Source organism: Mycoplasma sp. 1018B, assembly GCF_024582675.1.
In the GTDB taxonomy this organism is placed as follows: domain Bacteria; phylum Bacillota_I; class Bacilli_A; order Mycoplasmatales; family Metamycoplasmataceae; genus Mycoplasmopsis.
Genome location: NZ_CP102084.1, coordinates 86,244 through 109,426 on the forward strand (window position 1 = coordinate 86,244; position 23,183 = coordinate 109,426).

Sequence of the window (23,183 nt, forward strand, 5' to 3'; positions counted from 1 at the left end):
TAAAAAATGAGTAGTTTCCCAAGAATTGTTATTGATGAAAATAAATTTAAAACTAATATTAAACGGGCAATAGAAATATGTAAAGAAAAAAATATTAATGTTTTAGCTGTTACTAAAGGTTTTGTTGGAAATCATAGAATGGTAGAAATTTTTGCTGAGTGTGGTATTGAATATTTTGGTGATTCTAGATTAGAAAATATAGCAAATTATCAAGACATAAAAGGACACAAACAATTATTAAGAATACCACAAATTGAAGAAATTCCACAATTAGTTGAATTGTGTGATTCATCACTTAATGGTGATATTAATGTAATTAAAGCAATTAGTGATTATGTAATTAAAAATAACAAAAAAGCACATCAAATTATTTTAATGATTGATTTAGGTGATAGAAGAGAAGGAATTCTAACTAATCAAATTCATGAAACAGTAAATGAAATAATCCAATTAAAAGGAGTGCAATTAATAGGTATAGGATGTAATTTTGGCTGTTATGGTGCTAGAATACCATCAGTAGAAAAAATGAAAGAATTTGTTCAAATTAAAAAAGATATTGAAACAACTTATAATTTAAAATTAACTCATATTTCAGGCGGCAATAGTTTGAGTTTACATATGGTATGAGAAAATACAATGCCTGAAGAAGTAAATTTTTTAAGAATGGGTTTTGCAATGATTTTTGGAACAGAAGATAAATATCGTCAAACTATAAAAGGTATGTATAGAGATGCTTTTAAATGTCAAGCGAGTGTTGTTGAAGTTGATATTAAATCTTCTTTACCTGAAGGAGAAGCAGGTATTGATGCTTTTGGACATAAGCCTGTTTTTGAAGACAAAGGTATTATAAAGAGATTATTATTAGCAATTGGCAAACTAGATACTTCTTTTGATGATATGTACCCAATTGATTCAAATTTAGAAATTCTAGGAGGATCAAGCGACTTAATGATTTTAAATGCTACAAATAGTTCAATTGACTATAAAGTAGGAGATATCATTGAATTTAATTTAGATTGAGGATCATTATTATATTTATTTAGTTCAAAATATGTAAGCAAAAAATTTATAAAATAAAAAATCAAGTTAATCTTGATTTTTTAAATATCAATATTTTTCACATATTTAGCATTTTCTTCAATAAATTCTTTTCTAGGAGCTACATCATCTCCCATTAAAGTGGTGAATATTCAATCAGCTCTAGCAGCGTCTTCTATTTGTACTTGCAACATTAGTCTTGTGTTAGGATCCATAGTAGTTTCTCATAATTGATCAGGATCCATTTCACCCAATCCTTTATAACGTTGTATATTTATTTTTAAATTAGGATTCAATTCTTGCATTATTTGTTCTTTTTGTTCATCATTATAAGCATAATAAATATTTTTATTTTGTTGTATTTTATATAAAGGAGGTTGAGCAATATAAATAAATCCATATTCAATTAATTCTCTAAAGTAACGATAAAAGAAAGTTAATAATAAAGTTCTAATATGAGCACCATCTACATCGGCATCAGTCATTATTATAACTTTATGATATCTTAATTTGTTTATGTTAAAGTCTTCACCTATACCAGTACCTAAAGCGGTAATAAGTGATTGAATTTCTTCATTAGCAAATACCTTACTTGCTTGATTCTTTTCAGCATTAATTACTTTACCTCTCAATGGTAAGATAGCTTGAGTTAGTCTATCTCTTCCCATTTTAGCTGATCCGCCAGCAGAATTACCCTCAACTATATAAAGTTCACTAATTTCAGCATTTTTTGAAGTACAATCAGCTAATTTGCCAGGCAATGATCCGCCTTCAAAAATTGTTTTTTTTCTTGCTGCTTCTCTAGCCATTTGACCGGCTAAACGAGATTTTTTAGCGTTTAAAGCTTTTATAACAATATTTTTAGCTTCAATAGGATTTTCTTTTAAAAATCTTTCAAAAGCATCTGAAAAAACTTTATTTACAGCAATTCTTGCATCTTTATTTCCTAATTTACCTTTTGTTTGACCTTCAAAAATAGGATCAGTATGTTTAATAGAAATTATAGCTACTACACCTTCTTTTGCATCCTCTGCATTTATTTTATCTTCTTCTTTTTTTATTAGATGTGCATCAATTCCATAATTGTTAATTAATCTTACTAATGAATCGTAAAATCCTCTTTCATGAGCACCGCCTTCAATGGTGATTATATTATTGGCATAAGAAACTACATTGCCAATAATTTTTTCATTATACTGTAAAGCTACTTCTACTTGTACAGGAGCATCTTGGCCATGTGAATATTCGCCTTCAGCGTAAATAATATTTTGATGAATTAATTTTTGTCCTTTATTTAATTCTTTTACATAATCTACTATACCACCAGCAAAACAAAATTGATTAGTTCTATTTGTTTTCTCATTATTGACAATAATATTAAGTCCTTTATTCAAGTAAGCAATTTGTTTGGCGTGATCAACAATAGCATCATAATCAAAATCATTTTTATCCATAACCGTAAAATCAGGATGGAATTTAATTTTAGTTCCAGTATCATTTTGTTCAATATCTTTTAAAATAGTCAAAGGTTGAATAATTTGACCGCCATTAGCAAAATGAGCATAATGTAGTTTTGCATCTCTTTTAACTCATACTTCAAATTCATCACTTAAAGCATTAACTACTGAGGCGCCAACTCCATGTAAACCACCAGAAACTTTATAAGTTTCAGAGTCAAATTTACCTCCAGCATGTAAAACGGTTAGAACTGTTTCAACTGTAGAAATATTAGTTTCAGGATGAATGGCAACAGGAATTCCTCTTCCGTTATCTTCGACAATAACATAATTATCTTTTGTTAAAGTAATATTAATTTCATTTGCAAAACCAGCCATGCATTCATCAACAGAATTATCAACTATTTCTCAGATTAAATGATGCAATCCTTTAATACCTGTAGTTCCTATATACATTCCTGGTCTAACTCTTACAGCTTCTAAACCTTTTAAAACTTTTATACTAGATGCGTTATATTCTGAAGTACTCATTTTGTTGGCTCCTTTTTTTAAAAAAATAAATGATTAAATATTTAAAGAATTTAAATATTTATACAGCGATTATATCATAAATTAACTTTAAAAAAGTTTAAAAAAATCAGTTTTAAAACTGATTTAAAATTTATTGTCAGGAATATATAAATTACCATCGACTGAAGCAATATGATTAATAGTAATTAGGGCATTTTGATCAATATGTCTAACTAATTTAATTAAACGCGGTACTTGTTTATACAATGTTATAGCAGTAAGAACTTTCATTTCATTTCCAGAATATCCACCAATTCCTTTGCTTATTGTAAAACTATTAATAGTTTTTTTGTCTTCCACAATTGCTTTTCTAATAGCACTCATATGAGGTGAAAATATTTTGAATTGTACAACTTTGTATCTTGGGAACAATCTATTTAATACTTGTGCAAAAACAAAATTACAAATAAAAGTAGAAATCATATTAGGTGAGAAATAAAGTGAAGTTTGTCAGTTAACACTTGTCATTTCTTTAATACCTAATTTATCAGTTTTACTTAGCTGGTTATAAATATTAGGATAATTAGTTTCTAAATTTACTAAATCATTTAAAACTAAACTTCCGGCAATAAATGTACCTATTAACACTGAAATAATCATAATAATAATATTAATGTATGAATTAATGGTGCCAAAATTTTTATGTTTAACAGTTGACATATATTCGCCTATTATACCAGTAACGCCTGCAGCGCCACCCATAATAGCAATAATAGCAAAGAAAAATGCTAACATTCCACCATAAATAACTGCAAAAAGGATTTGGGCTACAATAGCTCCACCATTATTTCATGACAAGGGAATTAATGATCAAATTCCTTCTTTACCACTTCCTAATTGTCCATTTCCTCATAAATTATCTTGTATTAAAATTCTAGCTTCTTGACTAATAGTATTAGCAGTAAAATCACCAAAAATATTAAAATTAGATATTCCTGGAATTTGTCCAATAGCAAAAGAAACTAAACTACTAATTACTAAAAATTCTAATGTAAGCATTGTGTATATTTTTCCGACTTTTTTAAAACCAAATCAAAATATAGGGAAACTTAGCACCAAGTATAAAATTCAGAATAATGCTTGATCAATAACATTATAAATAGTAATAGTAATTTGAGGGTTATTTCTTAATAAAACATTAGTTAATTTGGAGATTGCTTGTCCAAAAGCAGCTAAACCGAAGTTATAAATACCTGGATTTTTAACAAAAAAGATACCAACAATTCCGTATATTACAGAAAATAAAGCAGTTCATAATACAATTTTTTGAATAGGCATAGGTGCATAAAAACGCGAAAACCTAAGCACGAAATTAGATAATTTTGTATATCTATATTGAGTATTTTTTTTCTTAATCACCTTTTTTACTGGTGAATCTGGTTCATTAGTAAAAATATCATACATTGAAGCATTATCAAAATCATGTTGCTGCGAATGTTCTTCTTCATTCTTATCAAAAGTATGATTATTATTTTCTTTTATCATAAGACATCCTTTCTTGTTTATTTTGTTGGTAATTGCAAAATAAAAAACCAAGAAATTAAATTGAAATAACTTCTTATTGTTATTATATTATAATGAAGGGATTTATAATATTAAATATGTATAAAATCAATTATTTTGAAACCTTAAATATGCAAATTCCAATATATTTTCTTGACAAAAAGAGTAATACTACTTTAGTTTTTTTGCATGGAATTAAATCCTCAATAGATTTTATTCAAAATTTAGACAAATTAATTGATAACTATAATATTTTAGCTATTAATTTACCAGGAAGTCATTATTATAAAACTCTAAATTTAGAAAATATTGATTTAAATATTTGAATAAAAATAACTAATAACATTTTAAATAAACTTAAATCTAAAAATATTATCATTTTTGCCCATTCAATGAGTGGTGGTGTTGCTATGGGTATAAATAAGTTTAAAAATATTAAAAAAATTGTAATGTTTAATACTATTCATCCTTTTTTAGAAAAAAATATAAATATTAATTTATCTAGTAAATTCCTTTCAAGCAAAAATATGTTTGAAAATTTATTTATAAAAGAAAAATATAAAAATAAAATGATTTCTCAATGAAATAAAGAAAAAGCTCAAAAAATTAAATATTGAATACCAATGTTAAATAAAACAATATTTAATTCTAAATATTTAGATATTTTAGAAAAACAATATATAAATAAAAAAAATTTGATAGTACCAATTGTTAGCGAAAATGATAATGTAATTAATTCAAAAAATTTACTTGCTTATTATAAAAAAATAAATCTTAATGCTAATATTATTGGTGTTGGACATAGTCTTTCATCTATTTATAATAATGATTTAGCTAATTTAATTAATAAATTAGTTAAAGCTAAAAAACGTTGATTTTGACAAAAAAATATTTTTAAATTAAAAAATAAAGGAAAAAATGGAATATAAAAAATTCGAAGAAAATTTATTGTTATTCTTATCTAAAAATAACAGTTTAAATTTATTGTTAAAAGTATTAGATAATCCTGAAGTATATTTTTCTTTAACAAATGCTTTAAATGTTCAAATAAAAATGGAACAAACTTTTTTACGTATGCAAGAAAATAAATATCATAAATTTATTAAAAATTTAATAGAAGAATATTTGATTAAGCAAAATTATGAAATTATGAAAAATAGAGTTATTTTAACTCATGAAGAAATTAAAAATAATCAAAAAGAAACAATATTATTGAAATCTACATTTTCTTTTATTGCTAAAGATGAAAATAAAAAAGAATTTATCTATATTTGAGCTAAAAAAAGAGATAATTTTTCATTAAAAAAAATAGAAATCTTATTAGAAAATTATATGTTGATAGCCAAAAAAATAATTAATTTATATCCAGATTATAAACATAAATTCTATTTATGATTTATAGAAGAAACGGTAAAAAATAATAAAGAAAATATTTTTAATTTATTAAATAAAAATAACGAAATTAATTTTCAAGTTTGCTATGAAAACGAATTATTTAAAGAATGAAACGATATAGATTATTTTAATTCTATAAAAGAAAATCAAAAAAGATTTAAGAAAACTAATTATGCTTACTTAAATAATTTTCCTAATTTTGATAGTGATGAATCAATTTTAGAGGATTTAGTTAATTTGAGTGAAAATAGATGAAATTTATTAATGTCACCAGTCAAGATTTATGAGCAATTAAGAAATAATTTATTTAATTTAAATAATTCTAATTCTAACTTTTATAAAGCTATTAAATTAAGAGAATTAAAAATACTGGCTGTTGATGAAGAAGATTATAAAAATAAAAAAATTGCTTTTTTAGAAAAAAATAATATTTAGAAATTAGTTTTAATATGTTATAAAATTTAGAATATAAAAAATATATTTATATATTTTTAAGGAGATTAATATGGCCGGACATTCAAAATGAGCTAATATAAAACATCGCAAAGGCGCACAAGATGCTGCTCGTGGAAAAATATTCCAAAAATTATTTAAAGAAATCTATGTTGCTGCTACTCTACCAGCTGGAGCTGATCCTGATACTAATCCATCTTTAAAACTTGCTATTTCTAAAGCTAAAAGTAAAAATATGCCTAAGGCAAATATTGAAAGAGCATTAGCAAAAGCTAAAGGAGAAAGTAAAGAAGGTTCTAGTTTTGTTGAGACATTATTTAATGCTACAATCACTGGTGGGGCAACATTTTTAATTAAAACTTTAAGCGATAACATGAATAGAACTAAATCACAAATGACAATGTATTTTAATAGACAAAATGCAATTCTAGGCAAAACAGGGCAAATTCCTTTTCAATTTGATCATAAAGGAATTTTGGAAATAAGTAAAAATAATATTGATGAGGAAAATTTAACATTGGTAGCATTAGATAATGGAGCTGAAGATATAGAAATTACTGAAGAAAGTTATGTTATTACAACTTTACCAGAAAATTTTACTCAATGTAAAATTGCGTTAGAAGATGCTCTTAATATAAGTGATTTTTTACAATGTGAAGTTACTTATTTACCTAATTCAACAGTTAGTTTTGATGCAGAAAAAACTCAAAAATTAAGTGAATTTATTGATTTGTTAGAAGATGATGATGATGTTCAAGAAGTATTTCACAATATTGAATTAAATATAGAATAATTTATGAATAATTTTATTGAACTTTTAAAAAATGCGCATGGCAATTTGTTAGATTGGGATGCTGACAAAGAAATTTTATTAGCTAAATTCTATTTAGTTTTAATTTCTGCACTTATTATTCTTGGATTACCAACGATAATTATTTTTATTTTACCGATTTTTAAAAAAAATCAATTAAGCAAAAAAGCAACAGTTTTGTTATATGCTTTTTCAACTGGTTTTTTTATTTGTTTAGCTTTATTTGGGTTTTTAAGAGAAGCAATTGAAATAAGTAGTTCTAAAATTTTAGAACAAACTACATGACAAATTTATGGTTGAAATATTTTACTGGTTGGTATTGGATTGATAATAGGTTTACTAATAGCTTTTGGACTAAGAGAATTAGTAAGAAAAATTAGTTCTTCACGTTTAATTAAAAATAATTCTCAAGCACAATTATTTATTCATTCTCATGATTTAGAACATGATAATGATGTACACACTCATACAATTCATGATTATGCACCTGATCATCACATTGATTTAAAAAATAAAAGTAAAAAAACAACTTCAGCCCCTAAATTTTTAGCTTTGTTGCTATTATTAACTCATAGAATTCCTGCGGGATTATTAATTGGTTATAGCTTAACAAATTTTATAGATAATAGTACTAAACAATTTGGTGCTTTAAATATTGCTTTTATTATAAGTTTTATACTTCATATCATTCCAGAAATTTTAATTTTTTATTATAGACAATTAGAAATGGGCATAAAAAAATGAAGAGCGGCATGAATAACTTTAGCTTCAATTTTAATATTTATTCCTTTGATGTTAATCGGAATATATTTTGGATCTTTTATTAATTCTTCACCTAAAATTATTGCTTTAATGCAAGCAATTGTAGCTGGAATTTTTCTTTTTACTGCAATAGTAGAATTTGTGCCTGAATTTTATCATTCTCATCATGATAAGAAAATTTTTAAAATGGTTATTTTTGTATTTTTACTTGGCATAGTTTTATGTGCAATTATTTTGTCTTTTCATACTCACGGAATTTAAAAATATTTTTAAATTAAAAAAGCAGATTATTGAATCTGCTTTTTTAATTATTTGACTTCTTCTTCTGTAAAATTAGCATTTGTATCATTTGTTGTTGATTCTTGTTGAGAATTTTGTTCTTGAGCATATTTAGCAAATTCTGCATAAATTTTTTCAATTTTTTCTAATTCTTCTCTTAATTTATCATAATCTTTATTTTTGATTAATTCATTAAATTTATCAATTTCAGCTTGTGCTTCTTTTAATTTAGCTTCATCTAATTTATCTTTGTTTTCATTTAATGAACTTTCTAATCTGGCAACTAAAGATTCAGCTTTAACTAAAGTTTCAATATCAGCTGTTTTTTTGGCATCTGCTTCTCTGTTTTCTTCAGCTTCTTTTATCATTTTATCAATTTCTTCATCGCTTAATTTGGTTGAATTTTGAATAGTGATACTTTGTTCTTTATTGCTTTTTACATCTTTTGCTGTAACAGTGGTAATACCATTAGCGTCAATTCTAAAACTTACTTCAATTTGTGGAATTCCTCTTGGAGCAGGTTCGATACCTTCTAAATTAAATAATCCCAATAATTTATTTTCTGAAGCTAAAGGTCTTTCACCTTGAACAACTTTAATAGTAACTTCAGTTTGATTATCTGCATAAGTTGTAAATATTTGACTTTTTGTAATTGGAATTCTAGTATTTCTTTGAATTAATGGTGTAGCAATACCACCAGCAGTTTCAATACCTAAAGTTAAAGGTGTAACATCAACTAAAAGTATGTCATTAATATCACCAGCTAAAACAGCACCTTGAATTGCAGCTCCTAATGCAACAACTTCATCAGGATTAACTGAATGATTTGGTTTTTTATTAGTCATTTTTTCAACTAATTCTTGTACTGCAGGCATTCTTGTTGATCCACCAACCATTAAAACATCATCAATTTCGTTAGTAGTTAATTTAGCATCTTTTAAAGCTGTTTCAATTGGTTTTCTACATCTTTCTAATAAATCAGCTGTCATTTTTTCAAATTCGCTTCTTTTAAGTTCAGTTTCTACATTGATTGGTTGTCCATCTTTAAATAATAAGAAAGGAAGTGAAATATTAGCTGTAACTGAAGAAGAAAGATCAATTTTAGCTTTTTCTGCAGCTTCTTTAAGACGAGCCATAGCCATTTTGTCATTTTTTACATCGATTTGATAGTCATTTTTAATTTTTTCAATTAATCATTGAACGATTTTTAAATCTCAGTCATCTCCACCTAAATGATTATCTCCAGATGTTGATAATACCTCAAATGTACCACCAGCTAGTTCTAAGATTGAAACATCAAATGTACCACCACCAAGGTCAAATACTAACACTTTCTTTTCTTTATCAGTTTTATCTAAACCAAAAGCTAATGCAGCGGCTGTTGGTTCATTAATAATTCTTAAAACTTCTAATCCCGCTATTTTTCCAGCAATTTTAGTTGCTTCACGTTGAGAATTATCAAAATAAGCAGGTACAGTAATAACAGCTTTTGAAACACTTTTTCCTATTTTTTGTTCAGCATATTTTTTAAGGTGTTCAAGAATAATAGCTGATATTTCTTCAGGTTTATAATCTTTATTATTAGCTCTAACAGTTTTACTTGTTCCAATTAATCTTTTAATAGAAGCTATAGTATCTGGGTTAGTTTCAATTTGTTTTTTTGCATTTTCTCCAACTATAGTTTCTCCATTTTTGAAACTAACAACAGAAGGAGTTGTTCTTTTGCCATTTAAATTTTCTAATACAATAGGTTTATTATTTTCTACTACTGAAACAACAGAATTAGTTGTTCCTAAGTCAATACCTAAAATGATTTCTTTTGCCATTTTTCCTCCGTTTTATTTTTATTTTTACAAAGATTGTTTTTGTTGTGTGAAATTATTTTAGCATATTTTTAGCAGTAATAAGTAAAAAGTGCTAAAAATTTTAAAAATATTTATTAAATATAATTATTCAGTAAATTATTAGTAGAACACAAAATCTAAAAACCTAATAAATTAATGCTTTGTTTTTAATTGTGAATATTTTAAAGTAAATAAAAAACACTAATATATTAATAAATAAAATAGAAAATATGAAAAAATTTAGATTTTTTCATATTTTAAACTAAAATACTATCGCCTTATTTATCTTATTTATATTTATTAAATAAAAAAATATAATTTAAGTATGAAAAAAAACAGATTAAAAATACTATTAAAATTATTAACTCCTACAATTTCATTTATACCTTTAGCAACTTTTTTATCAGTTAAAACTAATTATAATAATTTTTATCCGCCAATTTATAAAAGTCAGTTAGAAAAAAATATTTATATAAAAGAAATAAATTTTCTAGAGAATTCTGGTTCTGAAAAAATACTTGATAAAGCGGTTAAAATAAACACAGCTTTAATCGAACTTAAAGAATCAAATTATGTTGATTTATTAATGCTTTCAGTAAACATAAATGATTGATTAGCAAGAATACAAAATAGAAATAATTCAATAATTCGAGATTGAAAATATATGTTGTGAAACAAAAAAATAGATAAGTTCAAATTTGATCCATTTTTATCATCTAGTCGAATTTGAATGGAAACTAAAGAATATTTTACAATTGAAGACATTGACATTTTAAATCAAATTGCTAGAGATAGTAGTGTTAAAAATATAACACTTTTAAGCAATCCTAAATATAACCCTAATTTTAAATATGTTTCTTCTAGTGAAAACAAATATAAAAATGATATTACTATAGATATCAATGCATTAGAGAAGCATTTAAAAGCTATTAATGTTTATAATTATATTCAATCGAATAAGTATATAAATAATAATAATAATAATAATAATGAACTTATTAAAAATCCAAAAATAGGAATAATTGAACATTTAGCTAAAGTTGATGAAAACCATCCTGGTTTTTCATCAAATAAAATAAAGCAGATAGAAATAAATATTAATGATTATCCTAAAATATTTAATTATGATATTCCTGAAGAAAATAGTATTCATGCATCAAATGTAGCATCAATAATAGGAAGTAAATATGGAATAGACGCTAACAGTGAATTATTAATAGCACCATTTATATCTAGTGTGGATTTTAAATTTTTAAAAAAAGATCCGCATGAATATTATAAAGCAATTTACTTTAATATATTATTTAAGAGTTGAGTAAAAGCAATTGATTTTTTTGTTTCTAAAGGAATATCAGCAATAAATCATAGTTATAGTTTGTTTGGAATAAGTGGAGAAAATATATTAACAGAATATTTAAGAAACACATCGTTAAATAATTCAGTATTGCATATATTTTCTTCTGGGAATGATGGAATTTGAGGAAATATAAATGATTGAAAATTAGAGCAAAATTCATTAATAGTTGGTTCTAGTAAAATATATGAAAGTGGTAAATGACATGTTAGTTCATTTAGCACTTTTACAAGTGAAAATTATAATGAAAATTCACATGCCCCATTAATTGTTGCTCCCGGAGAAAATATAATATTATTCAATCATGATAGTGGAACTAGTTATTCAACTCCTTTAATAACAGGTTTGTATAGTTTATTTTTAAGAAGATGAGAATTAAAAAATATAGACAAAAGAGATTATAGATCTTTATTTAAATCAATTTTAACAACTGCGGCAAGTCAAAAAGATAATATAGGTAACAAAATATATAAATCTAACGGCTTAGAATTAAGAACTGGCGCAGGCATGCCTAATTTTGAAAAAATGATAGAAATATTAGAAAAAAAACAATTTGAGATTTTAGATGGTGATTTTAAAAGTAATAATGAAAAGATAAAAAGTAACAAGAAAATCTTTTTAAAAAAGGGACAAAGTATAAAAATAACTTTAGCATTTGATAGAATGTATCCTATACGTCATTATAATTGACATTATGATGACAGTGAATATCAAGAATTTAGAACTTTTTCACTTCCGGACGAAAGCGGAGTTAAAAATAGTCATTCTTTAATTTTAAAAAGAGTTGATAAAAAAGGTAACGAAAAAATTGAAAAATCTATTTATGATGAAAATTCCAATATTTTAACTTTTACATATGTTAATAATGAAGAAGACGCTGAGTTTTTTTATGAAATAGATACACTTTTGCCTAGTAAAGATTTAACAACTTCTGATTTTCAAAAATTTATAGTAAGTTATTTGGTGGATTATGAATAGAAAAAAATTAATTTATTTTGGGTTTTTAAGTTGGGCACTACCTATAACTTTTATTTCAGTTGCTTGCCAACATGAAAATTTTGATAAAAAAAATGTTTCAAAAATAAATGAGAATAAATTACTACATTATTCACGTGATGAATATTCTTCACCGCCGTTTAATATTTATATTGAAAATTTTAATATTGAACAAAATAATAAAGAAAATATAAGAATTTTTGAGTTAATTGATTTTGAAAATAAAATAAATGATGATATTTTGGATAAAGAAAATTCTTTATTTATAAAATATTTAAGTGAAAATAACAAATTAAAATCATATATTGGTAAGGTAGATAGATATGAATACGATTTAATAGAAATTATTTTAAAAAGTAATGTTAATTCTAATCAATTAATTAGTAAAGTGTTATATACTCCTGTTGGAAATAATATGAAAATTGATATTAAAATAAATGAGTTAGAAAATAACGCTAATTTCTCATACAAACGTTTTTGACTTTTTGTGCCTAAATTATGAAACATAAATGTTGATAGTATTAAATTAGAAAAAAATAGATATAAAACGTTTAACGAAATTCCTGAAACTAATAATGATTTAATATGAAAAAATAATTCTAATTTTGATTATAAAGCTATTTTCGATTTTTGAAATTTACCTTGAAATAAAAATAACTTAAGTTTTAAAATAGAAAATACAACTAATGAAAAAATTAAAAGTTTTACCACTCCCACTTTTCGCACTCAAAATTTTAATGACACAGAATATCAATCAATGGAAAAAAAATTAAATGAAGGCTTATTAATAAATAGATATGAAATAAATGAACATATTGAATCAATAAATAAGTATTATTGAACAAATAATGAAACACTCATTCCTTGATATGAAGAATTTAAAAACTATCTAACAAACAATTCTAAACCAGTAGATGCTTTATTGGCAATAAGATTAAATGAAGAAAAAGAATATGGTATTCATTCAATAGAAATTAATAAAACTACTAAAGAAATCATTATTAATAAAATCATAGTAAATGTAGATAGAATCTATAGAGGTGGATTTATACAAAATGATGAGTATCGTTATCCTTATAGCGCAATTAAATATTTTTTACTAACTGATATACATATACATGATATTAGAAACTATAAAATTATTAAAAAAGATTTTAATTATTATTTTTTAGAAAATGAGAAAGAAATTATATGATCTCCATATCATTTAAATACTAAAATTATTATAAAATAAATTGTTAAAAATGCTTTGTATTAGAAACAAAGCATTTTTAAATTTTATTAATGTAAAATAACTCTTTTTTTACTTTCGAATTGATAATCAATTATGTATAGCGGACCATCCGTAAATTCAATTGATCAAGCATTTTTTATTTTAGTATTTAAAACAGCATTAAAAATTTTTACTCTTTTATTATCTATAAATATATAAGCCCCAGGATTAGAAGAAAAAGCTTTAATAATGTTAAGTGCCTTTTCTCTTGAATAGGTTAATTTTAATTCACCATCTTTTTTATTCAATTTAGGTGATAATGTAACAAGAGAATTATCTTGTTTTATTCTAGTTAATTTATTATTATCTAAGTTTTTAACTCACTCTACTATTTTATTTGCAGTAAGTTTACTTAATTTAGTAAATAAAGTATCACTTGTGTCTAATTCATCTATTTTATAAGTTAAAGTAGCAAAAATATCTCCAGCATCCATATCTTTAATCATTTCCATTAAACTAATACCAGTTTCCTTATCACCGTTTAAAAGTGAATATTGAATAGGAGCTGCACCACGATATTTAGGTAAAAGTGAACCATGTACATTTAAATTTAATTTTTTAGCAATATTTAAAATATTAGTAGGTATGTATTGTCCAAATGCAGCTGTAATTAAATAATCATAATCAAGTTTTTCTAATTCTTCTTTAATATGAGATATTTTTTCTGGTTGAAAGCATTTAATATTATATTTTTTAGCTAATTTTTTAGTGGGAGTTTCTTCTTTTTCACCATGGCGATTAATTAAACGATCTGGTTGAGAAACAATTGCTACTACATTAAAATTTTTAATTAATTCTTCAAAGATAGGAACGGCAAATTCAGGAGTTCCTGCTAACAAAATTTTTATCATAATAATATTATAAATATAAATTATCCTTACATTAAATAATATAATTAGATTATGATTAATGACACAATAGCAGCTATAAGTTCAGGAGGCAAAATCAATCAAGCCATTTCTATCATAAGAGTTAGTGGTAATGACAGTGTTGAAATTGTCAAAAAAATTTTTACTGGCAAAGTAGGAAATAATCGTGAAATTACTTATGGTAATATAATCGATAATTTTAATGACAATTTCATAATTGACGAAGTTTTAATTGCTTGATTTATTGGTACAAATACTTTCACAGGAGAAAACACTGTAGAAATTAATTGTCATGGTGGAATTATTATTACCAACAAAATTTTAGAATTAATTTTAGCTAATGGTGCAAGATTAGCTCAACCAGGAGAATTTAGTAGAAGAGCTTTTTTGAATGGTAAAATGGATTTGATTAAAGCTGAAGCAATTAATGATTTAATTCATGCAAAAACATTAAAACAAACAGAATTAGCAATCAAAAAATTTGATGGAAAAACTTCTTTGTTAATTCAAAATTTAATTAATAAATTAGTTTATTTAATTGGCGCAATAGAAGTTAATATTGATTATCCTGAATATGATGATGTTGAAAACGCATTAGGAGATAACTTAAAAAGTAATTTATATGATTTTAAAAAACAATTAGAAAAAATTATTCAAGCTAGTCAAAATAGTAGAATGATTTTTGAAGGTATAAAAGTGGCAATTTTAGGAAAACCTAATGTTGGTAAATCTTCAATTCTAAATTGTTTACTAGGTCAAGAAAGAGCTATAGTCACAGATGAGGCAGGAACTACCAGAGATATTATCGAAGCAAGTTATCAAATTAATGGTGTTTTGTTTAAATTAATTGACACTGCAGGATTAAGAAAAACTACCGGTAAAATTGAAAATATAGGTATTGATAAAACATTTGAAACTATTAAAGAAGCAGATTTGATACTGCATGTTTTAGACCCGACACAATCTTTTAATGAATTTGATAATAAAATAGAACATTTAGCTCAAAAACATAACAAAAAACTTCTTAAAATAATAAATAAAAAAGATCTAATGTGTAATTTTGATAATAATTTTGAAGCTATTTATATTAGTGCTTTAAATAATGATATAGAAGCTTTAGAAAATAAATTAAGCAATTTATATAATTTAGAATCATTGTACGATAATGATTTATATGTTAATAATACAAGACAATTAGCATTAATATATCAAGCTTATAAGAATATTTTAGAAGCTTTAAAAACTTTAGAAAATAATTTAGATTCTGATTTAGTGATTATTGATTTAAGAAGAGCTTGAACTAATTTAGCAGATATAACTGGAAGAGCGGATAATGAAAATTTATTAGATGAAATGTTTAAAAATTTTTGTTTAGGCAAATAAGAAAGGAAAGAATGGGAATTAAATATGTTGATGCTCATACGCATCCGATAAAAGAATATTATCAAAATAATTTTGATGTAATTGAAAAAGCTAAAAATAAAGGTGTAGGAGTTATGCTTGTAACTGGATGTTCTTTAAAAGAAAATGAGGAAGTCAAAAAAATTTGTCAAAAGTATGATTATACCTTTGCAGTTATAGGTGTGCATCCTACTGAAGTTACTGGTAAAAACGATGCTCTTGAATTAGAAAAACAATTAGACAATAATATTGTAGCAATTGGAGAAATTGGATTGGATTATCATTGAGATATTCCTAAAGCAATTCAAAAAGAATCATTTATTGCTCAAATAGAATTAGCTAAAAAATATAATTTACCAGTAGTTATTCATATGCGTGATGCTTATGAAGATTTATATGAAATAATAAAAGAATATCCAGATGTTAAATTTATGATTCATACTTACAGTGGGAATTTAGAATGAGCTAAAAAATTTTACAATTTAGGTTGTTATTTTAGTTTTAGTGGTGTGATAACTTATAAAAATAATCAAGATAGTTTAGATGTTTTGAATTGATTACCAGTTGAAAGAATTCTAACAGAAACAGACGCTCCTTATTTAAGTCCAGCACAAAAAAGAGGTCAAATGAATTATTCAAATTACGTTATTTATATTACAACTTATATTGCTGGTATTAAACAAATGCCAGTAGAAAAATTTGCAGATCAAATTGTAAAAAATGCTAAGGAATTATTTAATTTAAATGTTTCTAGAAAAAAATAATATACAGGCAAAGAAAAAATTTGGGCAAAATTTTTTAATCGATAAAAAAATTATTCAAAGAATTATTGATCTAGTAGAAAGTAAAAATAAAAAAATTTTAGAAATTGGTCCTGGATTAGGAGCATTAAGTAAATTTTTGGTAAAAGAATGCACAGAATTTAAAGCTTTGGAAATTGATAATCAAATGATTGATTATTTATTAAAAAATCAAATTCTTCAAGAAAAACACTTGATTAAAGGAGATTTTTTAAAAATAGATTTAACCCCATTTAATGATTATGAAATTGTAGGTAATATTCCTTACAATATAACTAGCGAAATTTTGCTTAAAATATTTGAATACAGACATTTATTTAAAAGAGCAATAATAATGATGCAAAAAGAAGTAGCTGATCGTTTAGTGGCTAAATACAACACAGTCAATTATTCTAAATTAACAATTACTGCTCAATACGTTGCAAATATTAAAAAACATTTTTTAATAAGTAAAAATGCATTTAATCCTTCTCCAAAAGTAGATTCAGCAATAGTAGAATTTAAATTTAAACAAATTAAAAATGATAATTATGAAACTTTAAAAGATTTTTTTAAACTTTGCTTTTTTGCTAGAAGAAAAAAATTAAATTATTCTTTGAAACAAAAATATAAAGAAAATACAATTCAAAAAGCTTTTCAAGAATTGAAACTAAATTCTAATGTAAGAATACAACAATTAGATTTAGATCTTATTTTAAAACTTTTTTCATTATTAGAAAAATATAAAGAGGACTAATGTATATTAATCACATTTATGAATATGATTTTTATGAAATGCTAAATACTTATAAAAAAGCTAATTTTAAAGATAATAATTATAAAAAATTAATAACAACTAAAATTATTTTCTTTATTATGCAAATAATTGTGGCGTTGATGTTTTTTGTTGCTCCACATATAGTAAATAAATTTGATCAAAGTTTAGATAATAATTCTAAATATGTAATTTTAATTATTTTAACTTTTTTAGCCAGTTTGATTTTATTTTTGATTATTTGAACAACAATAAGTTTTATTTTAATGGTAGTTTCTTTAAAAACAGCCTTTAAAAATGAAAAAACAGCTTTAAAAATTTATCGTTATCATTGCATAATGCAATTTAATTTTTCAGCTTTAAAACCAATTTCAAATAACAGAGGTAAAAATGAGTAAAATTACATTTATTGGTACAGGAGCTTTTGCTAGTGCCTTAGCTTCAGTTTTGGCTTATAATAATCACAATATAAAAATGTGAGGAATAAATCAAAGTGAAATTGATGATATAAATAATGGAATGAATAAAAAATATTTTTTGAATAAAAAATTTAATAATGAAGGAAATATTTGAGCAACAAATGATTTAAAAAAAGCTTTAAAAAATAGTGAATTTTTGATTTTGGCTGTTCCTTCTGAAGCTTTTAACAATGTTATTCCGAAAATTAAAGAAATAATTAAAAAAAGAAAAATTAATATTATAAATGTAGCAAAAGGTATTGATTCCAAAACTAGAAACTTTTATTCTCAAACACTAACTAATGAATTTGGAAAAAATTTAAAAAATTTTTGCACTTTAGTAGGACCTTCCTTTGCAATAGAAGTTTTTAATAATGAATTTACAATGGTTAATGTTGTAGGCAAGAAAAATAATTATTTAAAAAAGGTTAGTGCATTATTTAATAATAATTATTTTTCAGTTGTAACTAATCAAGATGAAAATGGAGCACAATTATTTGCCTCACTAAAAAACGTTTATGCAATAGGTATGGGTATTTTAAGTAATATTAGTGATAGTAGAAATACTTTAGCCGCATTATTGACAGTTGCAATTAAAGAAATGTTTTTATTGAGAGAATTTCTTTTTGGAAAATCAAAAAAAGATATAGGTATAAATTTTGCTTCAATTGGAGATACTTTTTTAACTTGTACATCCGAAAAAAGTCGCAATTATTCTTTCGGTATTAAAATTTATCAAAAAGGTATACAACAAGCTTTAGAAGAAAATAAAACGACAGTTGAAGGTTATAGAAATGCTTTAATTTTTTATGATAAATTAAGAAATAAAAAAATTGATTTACCATTTTTATTCAATATTTTCAAAATATTATTTGAAAACAAAAATGCTGATTTATTATTAGATTTTTTATCTAAAAAGAAAAATTAAAAATTAGAATTTAATATTTCAGTAAATATTAAATTCTAATTTTATTTAAAACCTAATTTTATTGTTCAAAGTCCATCGACATTTCTAACAAAACGTGAATCAACGGTCAATAAACGATATAATTCTCCTACTTTATTAAATCTAATATTTTCATAAGTAGTTTCTTTTTCTTCTACTTCTAATTCTCATTTTGCTTTTAATTCTTTTTCAACTACATTAAATATTTCTTCAAAAGTAACATATTCATAATTAGCACAATTAGTTTTAACAAATTCTAAAGTAATGTCTAACATTGTCTTCATTTTTACCCCAATTCAAAATTGATTAATTTTATTTAATAATTATACGATAAATTTGCAAGCATTAATATATCTTAATTATAATATTAATAATAACGTTTATAAGGAATAATTATGTTAAATATTGTTTTATTTGAACCTGAAATATCACCGAATACAGGTAATATTATACGTACATGTTATGCGTTAGGGGCTAAATTGCATATTATCAAACCAATTGGTTTTGATTTAGACCCAAAATTTTTATCAAGACCTGCTGCTGGAAGATTGTTAAGTGATATTCCGCATGAAATTCATTCATCTTATGAAGAATTTAAAAAAATTTATGGTAAAAAAAGAATTTATTATTTAACTCGCTATGGTAAAAAAACATATTGTGATGTTGATTATAAAAACGAATTAAAAACAAAAAAAGAAATTTGAATAATGTTTGGCAAAGAATCTACAGGAATTGACAAAGAAATTTTAATTAAAAATTTATCTAACTGTTTGAGAATACCTATGATTTCAAATATGCGTTCTATTAATTTAGCAAATACTGTAGCAATTGTAGGTTATGAAATTATGAGACAATTAGATTTTAAGAATTTAAGTTTATATGAAGTACAAAAAGGGAAAGATTTTCTTAAAGAATATGTCAAACAAGATAAATAATAAAATTACTAGCGTTCAAAATTCTACAATTAAAAATTTAATAAAAATAAAAAACTCAAAAAAATCAGAATATTTTTTAGTTGAAAATTATCATCTTGTAGAAGAAGCACTAAAATTAAAAATAGTAAAAAAAATATTTGAATTAGAAAATAAAAATCATTTTCCAGAAGCTATTAAAATTAGTGACAATGTTTTTAAAAAAATAACAGATTTAAAAAATCCTGAAGGTGTAATTGCGCTTTGTGAAAAACCTAAAAATTTTAATTTAACTAAGCAAATAGTATTTTTAAATAATGTACAAGATCCTGGTAATGTAGGCACTATTATTAGAACCATGTTGGCTTATAATTTCACTACTTTATTTACTAATATTAATATATATAATTGCAAAATTATAAGATCTACTCAAGGAGCTTTTTTTCATATTAATTATTTCAATGTTGCAAATAATGATTATGAAATATTAACTAATTTAAAATCACAAGGTTATCAAATTGTAATATCTTCTTTAAGTAAAAATAGTATATCCTATAACAAAATTAATTATAAAAATATAGAAAAAATAATTTTAGTTTTAGGTAATGAAGGCAAAGGAATTGATAAAAAAATATATTCTCTTGCTGATTATATTATTTATATACCTATAAATTTTGAAAGTTTAAATGTAGCAATTGCTAATGGAATAATTTTAAATGAAATTTATCAACAAAAGGTGAAATAAATGCGTAAAGAATTAAATAAATTATTAGAAAAGAAAAAATTTAATTTTGAAATCAATGGATATCAAATAGATGAAGTAGAAATTTTTATTGATGAATTAATAAAATTTTCATTAGATTTAATAAAAGAAAACGAAAGTTTGTCTGTTAAATTTAAAAAAATTATAAACGAAAAAGATCAGCAAATATTATCTTTGGAAAAAGAAAAAATAAACCTTAATTTGGAATTGGAAAAAAATAATGCAAGATAACGAAATTTTAATTAACTGATATCCTGGACATATGGCTAAAGCAATGAAAGAAATCAAAGAAATATCTAATTTAGTTGATTTGATGATAATAATTTTAGATGCTAGATGTCCGATAAGTTCTTATAATGAAGATTTTGACAAAATAGCTTCGAACAAAAAACGTTTATTTATAATAACTAAAAGCGATTTAATGGATACTAATAAAAAAGAATTAATCAAAAAGCGTTTTCAAAACGAAACATTACTTTGATTAGATTTAAGAAATAATAAACATAAAAATACTATAATTAATTCAATTAACAAAATGACAAAAGAAAAAAAACTCAAAGATATTAATAAAGGATTTATTTTATCAAAAATAAGAGTTTTTGTTTTAGGTATTCCTAATGCTGGTAAAAGTACATTGATTAATTTAATATCAAATAAAAAAACACTAAAAGTAGCTAATTATCCTGGTGTAACTAGAGTAAAAAAATGAGTTAGTGTAAATAATATGTATTTTTTAGACACACCAGGTATTTTACTACCTAAATTTGAAAACCAAGAAGCAGCCATTAAATTATTAATGATAGGATCCATTGAATCAAAAATTTTTCCCAATAGTTTTTTAGCCTTTAATTTCTTAAAAATATTAGTAAAATTTTATCCTGAAAAAGTATTTAATTATTGAAATGAAATAATAGAAAACAAAGAAATAGATGATATAGATTGTCATAATTTTTTTAGTAATGTTGCCAGAAAGAAAAATTATAAAATTAATAATAAACTTAATTTAGAAAAAGTTTATAAAGAATTTATAATATGAACAAAAAATTTAAAAGGAGTAACTTATGATTAAAAAAAAATATAGTTTAGAAGAAAAAATAATTGCTTGAAATAAAGTATTTAAAATTAATAATGAAAATTTTAGATTACGTATTTTCACAGTAATTTCTTCCACTTTATTTTTAACTTTTGCTTCATGAGCAATAGTTATATTTTCTTTAGTAATTTTAATTAGAAAAAACGATAATCCTTCTGTAATTAATCAATTTCCTATTATTATTAGTTTTTTAATTTTATTTATTATTTTTGGTTTTACTAGTTTAATATTTTTAATAGGATTATTTATTCAATTAAACATTTTGAAAAAAATAAATAAAAATGATTCTAATGAATTTCAAATTAAAAAGTTAATTAAAATTTGAATATTTATGCATTTAAAAAGTTATCCTTATAAATATATTGAAATGTTAGAAGATTTAAATACTACTTTTTAATAGCTATAAAATGCAAAATAAAAAAACTGATTATTTTAAAGTTGTTATTAAAGAGAACTTTTAAAATCAGTTTTTTTATATTTTAAATTAAACTATTTTGTATGAATGTAGAAATCTTTTGGATGCAAAGGATTTTCATTAACATGAATATTTTCTATTTTACCATTAGCAATTGTTATTATTCTGTCAGCCATGGGTTTAATCTTAGAATCATGACTAACCATAATAACTGTAGTTTTATTATTTTTATTTATATTATATAAAGTATTTAAAACAATATTAGTAGTAGAAGGATCCAATGCTCCAGTGGGTTCGTCAGCAAAAACAATATCTGCATTTTTAGCTAGAGCTCTAATAATGGATACTCTTTGTTGTTGACCACCAGACATTTGTGAAGGAAATTTATTCATTTGATCCTTTAATTCAAATTCTTCGAATAATTTAGTAATATCAACTTTTTTTCTTTGATCTTTTTGTAAATAAGCTCCTGTTTCAGCATTATCGTAAGCATTTAAATTATCTAATAAATTATAACTTTGAAAAATAAAACTTACATGATCTCTTCTAAAAAGTGTTAGTTTATAATTGGGTAAAAATGGTAAATTTTTATTGCAAGCTATAATATCTCCACTATTAGGACGATCAAGACCAGAAATAAGGTTCAAAAGAGTTGATTTACCGCCTCCTGAAACACCAAAAATAAGAATTAACTCACCTTTTTTAATATCTAATGAAACATTATCTAAAACTTTATTAACTAATTGTCCTGTTACATAATATTTTGTAACATTTTTAATTTCAATTATGCTATCAGGTTTATTTTTTAATTTAGCTCTATTATTTTTTTTATTTGTTTTGTGTTTTTTATTACCACTTAAATTTAGACATTTAGCAATTTTTTTTGAAACAATAATATTACGTTTTTCTTGATCTATTTTATCTAAAAAATCACAAACGTTACTTGAATTTATTTTATATTTTTTTAAATTTGTCGGAATATTTAAAAGCTTATAATTTGAAGTATTTGTTTTAATAGTTTTTTTTATTTTTTTCATT

General features: G+C 23.5%; 23 protein-coding genes. 17 read left to right on the forward strand and 6 right to left on the reverse strand.

Annotation, left to right across the window (positions count from 1 at the left end):
* Window positions 1-6 precede the first annotated feature (6 nt).
* Entirely contained in the window at window positions 7-1,077 is a 1,071-nt protein-coding gene (locus NPA14_RS00480) for an alanine/ornithine racemase family PLP-dependent enzyme (RefSeq protein ID WP_257076035.1), read from the forward strand.
* A 23-nt stretch (window positions 1,078-1,100) separates the two neighbouring features.
* Here the strand turns inward: NPA14_RS00480 and gyrB are convergent, their stop codons facing one another.
* Together gyrB and NPA14_RS00490 are read right to left on the reverse strand one after the other, a co-directional pair.
* Complete coding sequence (gyrB, locus tag NPA14_RS00485; RefSeq protein ID WP_373456862.1) at window positions 1,101-3,047, reverse strand: DNA topoisomerase (ATP-hydrolyzing) subunit B; 1,947 nt, start codon at window positions 3,045-3,047, stop codon at window positions 1,101-1,103.
* Between the two features lie 102 nt (window positions 3,048-3,149).
* The gene (locus tag NPA14_RS00490) at window positions 3,150-4,550 is read right to left on the reverse strand and encodes a DUF2179 domain-containing protein (RefSeq protein WP_257076037.1); all 1,401 of its coding nucleotides are present in this window, start codon (window positions 4,548-4,550) and stop codon (window positions 3,150-3,152) included.
* 116 nt (window positions 4,551-4,666) lie between these two features.
* Between NPA14_RS00490 and NPA14_RS00495 the strand changes: the two genes are divergently transcribed.
* The 4 genes from NPA14_RS00495 to NPA14_RS00510 all read left to right on the forward strand — a co-directional run bounded on the left by NPA14_RS00495 (window position 4,667) and on the right by NPA14_RS00510 (window position 8,250).
* Entirely contained in the window at window positions 4,667-5,497 is an 831-nt protein-coding gene (locus tag NPA14_RS00495; protein ID WP_257076038.1) for an alpha/beta fold hydrolase, read from the forward strand.
* On the forward strand, window positions 5,487-6,398 hold the full coding sequence (locus tag NPA14_RS00500; protein WP_257076039.1) for an HpyAIV family type II restriction enzyme: 912 nt from the start codon (window positions 5,487-5,489) through the stop codon (window positions 6,396-6,398). The genes NPA14_RS00495 and NPA14_RS00500 overlap by 11 nt, the downstream gene beginning before the upstream one ends.
* A gap of 70 nt (window positions 6,399-6,468) precedes the next feature.
* Window positions 6,469-7,209, forward strand: coding sequence for a YebC/PmpR family DNA-binding transcriptional regulator (locus NPA14_RS00505; RefSeq protein ID WP_257076040.1), 741 nt, complete (start codon window positions 6,469-6,471; stop codon window positions 7,207-7,209).
* A gap of 3 nt (window positions 7,210-7,212) precedes the next feature.
* A complete protein-coding gene (locus tag NPA14_RS00510; protein WP_257076041.1) occupies window positions 7,213-8,250 on the forward strand; it encodes a ZIP family metal transporter in 1,038 nt (345 codons plus the stop codon).
* A gap of 47 nt (window positions 8,251-8,297) precedes the next feature.
* On the opposite strand, the gene dnaK is transcribed toward NPA14_RS00510, so the two are convergent.
* A complete protein-coding gene (dnaK, locus tag NPA14_RS00515; RefSeq protein WP_257076042.1) occupies window positions 8,298-10,094 on the reverse strand; it encodes a molecular chaperone DnaK in 1,797 nt (598 codons plus the stop codon).
* 343 nt (window positions 10,095-10,437) lie between these two features.
* Between dnaK and NPA14_RS00520 the strand changes: the two genes are divergently transcribed.
* Complete coding sequence (locus NPA14_RS00520) at window positions 10,438-12,444, forward strand: S8 family serine peptidase (protein ID WP_257076043.1); 2,007 nt, start codon at window positions 10,438-10,440, stop codon at window positions 12,442-12,444.
* Window positions 12,437-13,696 carry a hypothetical protein gene (locus NPA14_RS00525; protein WP_257076044.1) on the forward strand — a complete coding sequence of 420 codons (1,260 nt, stop codon included), beginning with the start codon at window positions 12,437-12,439 and terminating at the stop codon, window positions 13,694-13,696. Before NPA14_RS00520 ends, NPA14_RS00525 begins: the two co-directional genes overlap by 8 nt.
* A gap of 47 nt (window positions 13,697-13,743) precedes the next feature.
* On the opposite strand, the gene fmt is transcribed toward NPA14_RS00525, so the two are convergent.
* On the reverse strand, window positions 13,744-14,586 hold the full coding sequence (gene fmt, locus NPA14_RS00530) for a methionyl-tRNA formyltransferase (RefSeq protein ID WP_257076045.1): 843 nt from the start codon (window positions 14,584-14,586) through the stop codon (window positions 13,744-13,746).
* Between the two features lie 51 nt (window positions 14,587-14,637).
* Here fmt and mnmE point away from each other — a divergent pair, with 51 nt between their 5' ends.
* Genes mnmE through NPA14_RS00555 form a run of 5 tightly spaced genes read left to right on the forward strand, consistent with a single transcriptional unit; the run spans window position 14,638 to window position 18,945 of the window.
* Entirely contained in the window at window positions 14,638-15,987 is a 1,350-nt protein-coding gene (mnmE, locus tag NPA14_RS00535; protein ID WP_257076046.1) for a tRNA uridine-5-carboxymethylaminomethyl(34) synthesis GTPase MnmE, read from the forward strand.
* 11 nt (window positions 15,988-15,998) lie between these two features.
* Window positions 15,999-16,769, forward strand: a complete 771-nt coding sequence (locus tag NPA14_RS00540; protein ID WP_257076047.1) for a TatD family hydrolase — start codon at window positions 15,999-16,001, stop codon at window positions 16,767-16,769.
* Complete coding sequence (gene rsmA / locus NPA14_RS00545; RefSeq protein ID WP_257076048.1) at window positions 16,750-17,541, forward strand: 16S rRNA (adenine(1518)-N(6)/adenine(1519)-N(6))-dimethyltransferase RsmA; 792 nt, start codon at window positions 16,750-16,752, stop codon at window positions 17,539-17,541. The genes NPA14_RS00540 and rsmA overlap by 20 nt, the downstream gene beginning before the upstream one ends.
* Complete coding sequence (locus tag NPA14_RS00550) at window positions 17,541-17,957, forward strand: hypothetical protein (protein ID WP_257076049.1); 417 nt, start codon at window positions 17,541-17,543, stop codon at window positions 17,955-17,957. The genes rsmA and NPA14_RS00550 overlap by 1 nt, the downstream gene beginning before the upstream one ends.
* Complete coding sequence (locus NPA14_RS00555; RefSeq protein WP_257076050.1) at window positions 17,950-18,945, forward strand: NAD(P)H-dependent glycerol-3-phosphate dehydrogenase; 996 nt, start codon at window positions 17,950-17,952, stop codon at window positions 18,943-18,945. The genes NPA14_RS00550 and NPA14_RS00555 overlap by 8 nt, the downstream gene beginning before the upstream one ends.
* A 41-nt stretch (window positions 18,946-18,986) precedes the next feature.
* On the opposite strand, the gene rpoE is transcribed toward NPA14_RS00555, so the two are convergent.
* Window positions 18,987-19,238: a DNA-directed RNA polymerase subunit delta gene (gene rpoE, locus NPA14_RS00560; RefSeq protein WP_257076051.1), complete on the reverse strand. Its 252-nt coding sequence runs from the start codon at window positions 19,236-19,238 to the stop codon at window positions 18,987-18,989.
* 120 nt (window positions 19,239-19,358) lie between these two features.
* On the opposite strand from rpoE, the gene NPA14_RS00565 reads away from it, so the two are divergent.
* The 5 genes from NPA14_RS00565 to NPA14_RS00585 are packed head-to-tail and all read left to right on the forward strand — an operon-like array spanning window position 19,359 to window position 22,127.
* Window positions 19,359-19,898: a tRNA (cytidine(34)-2'-O)-methyltransferase gene (locus NPA14_RS00565; protein WP_257076052.1), complete on the forward strand. Its 540-nt coding sequence runs from the start codon at window positions 19,359-19,361 to the stop codon at window positions 19,896-19,898.
* Complete coding sequence (locus NPA14_RS00570; protein ID WP_257076053.1) at window positions 19,879-20,619, forward strand: RNA methyltransferase; 741 nt, start codon at window positions 19,879-19,881, stop codon at window positions 20,617-20,619. The genes NPA14_RS00565 and NPA14_RS00570 overlap by 20 nt, the downstream gene beginning before the upstream one ends.
* Window positions 20,620-20,868 (forward strand): hypothetical protein, encoded by a 249-nt coding sequence (locus NPA14_RS00575; protein WP_257076054.1) that lies wholly within the window; start codon window positions 20,620-20,622, stop codon window positions 20,866-20,868.
* Complete coding sequence (gene ylqF, locus NPA14_RS00580) at window positions 20,858-21,706, forward strand: ribosome biogenesis GTPase YlqF (protein WP_257076056.1); 849 nt, start codon at window positions 20,858-20,860, stop codon at window positions 21,704-21,706. Before NPA14_RS00575 ends, ylqF begins: the two co-directional genes overlap by 11 nt.
* The gene (locus NPA14_RS00585; protein ID WP_257076058.1) at window positions 21,699-22,127 is read left to right on the forward strand and encodes a hypothetical protein; all 429 of its coding nucleotides are present in this window, start codon (window positions 21,699-21,701) and stop codon (window positions 22,125-22,127) included. The genes ylqF and NPA14_RS00585 overlap by 8 nt, the downstream gene beginning before the upstream one ends.
* Window positions 22,128-22,219: 92 nt before the next feature.
* Here the strand turns inward: NPA14_RS00585 and NPA14_RS00590 are convergent, their stop codons facing one another.
* Window positions 22,220-23,182: an ABC transporter ATP-binding protein gene (locus tag NPA14_RS00590; RefSeq protein ID WP_257076060.1), complete on the reverse strand. Its 963-nt coding sequence runs from the start codon at window positions 23,180-23,182 to the stop codon at window positions 22,220-22,222.
* Between the last annotated feature and the right edge of the window lies 1 nt (window position 23,183).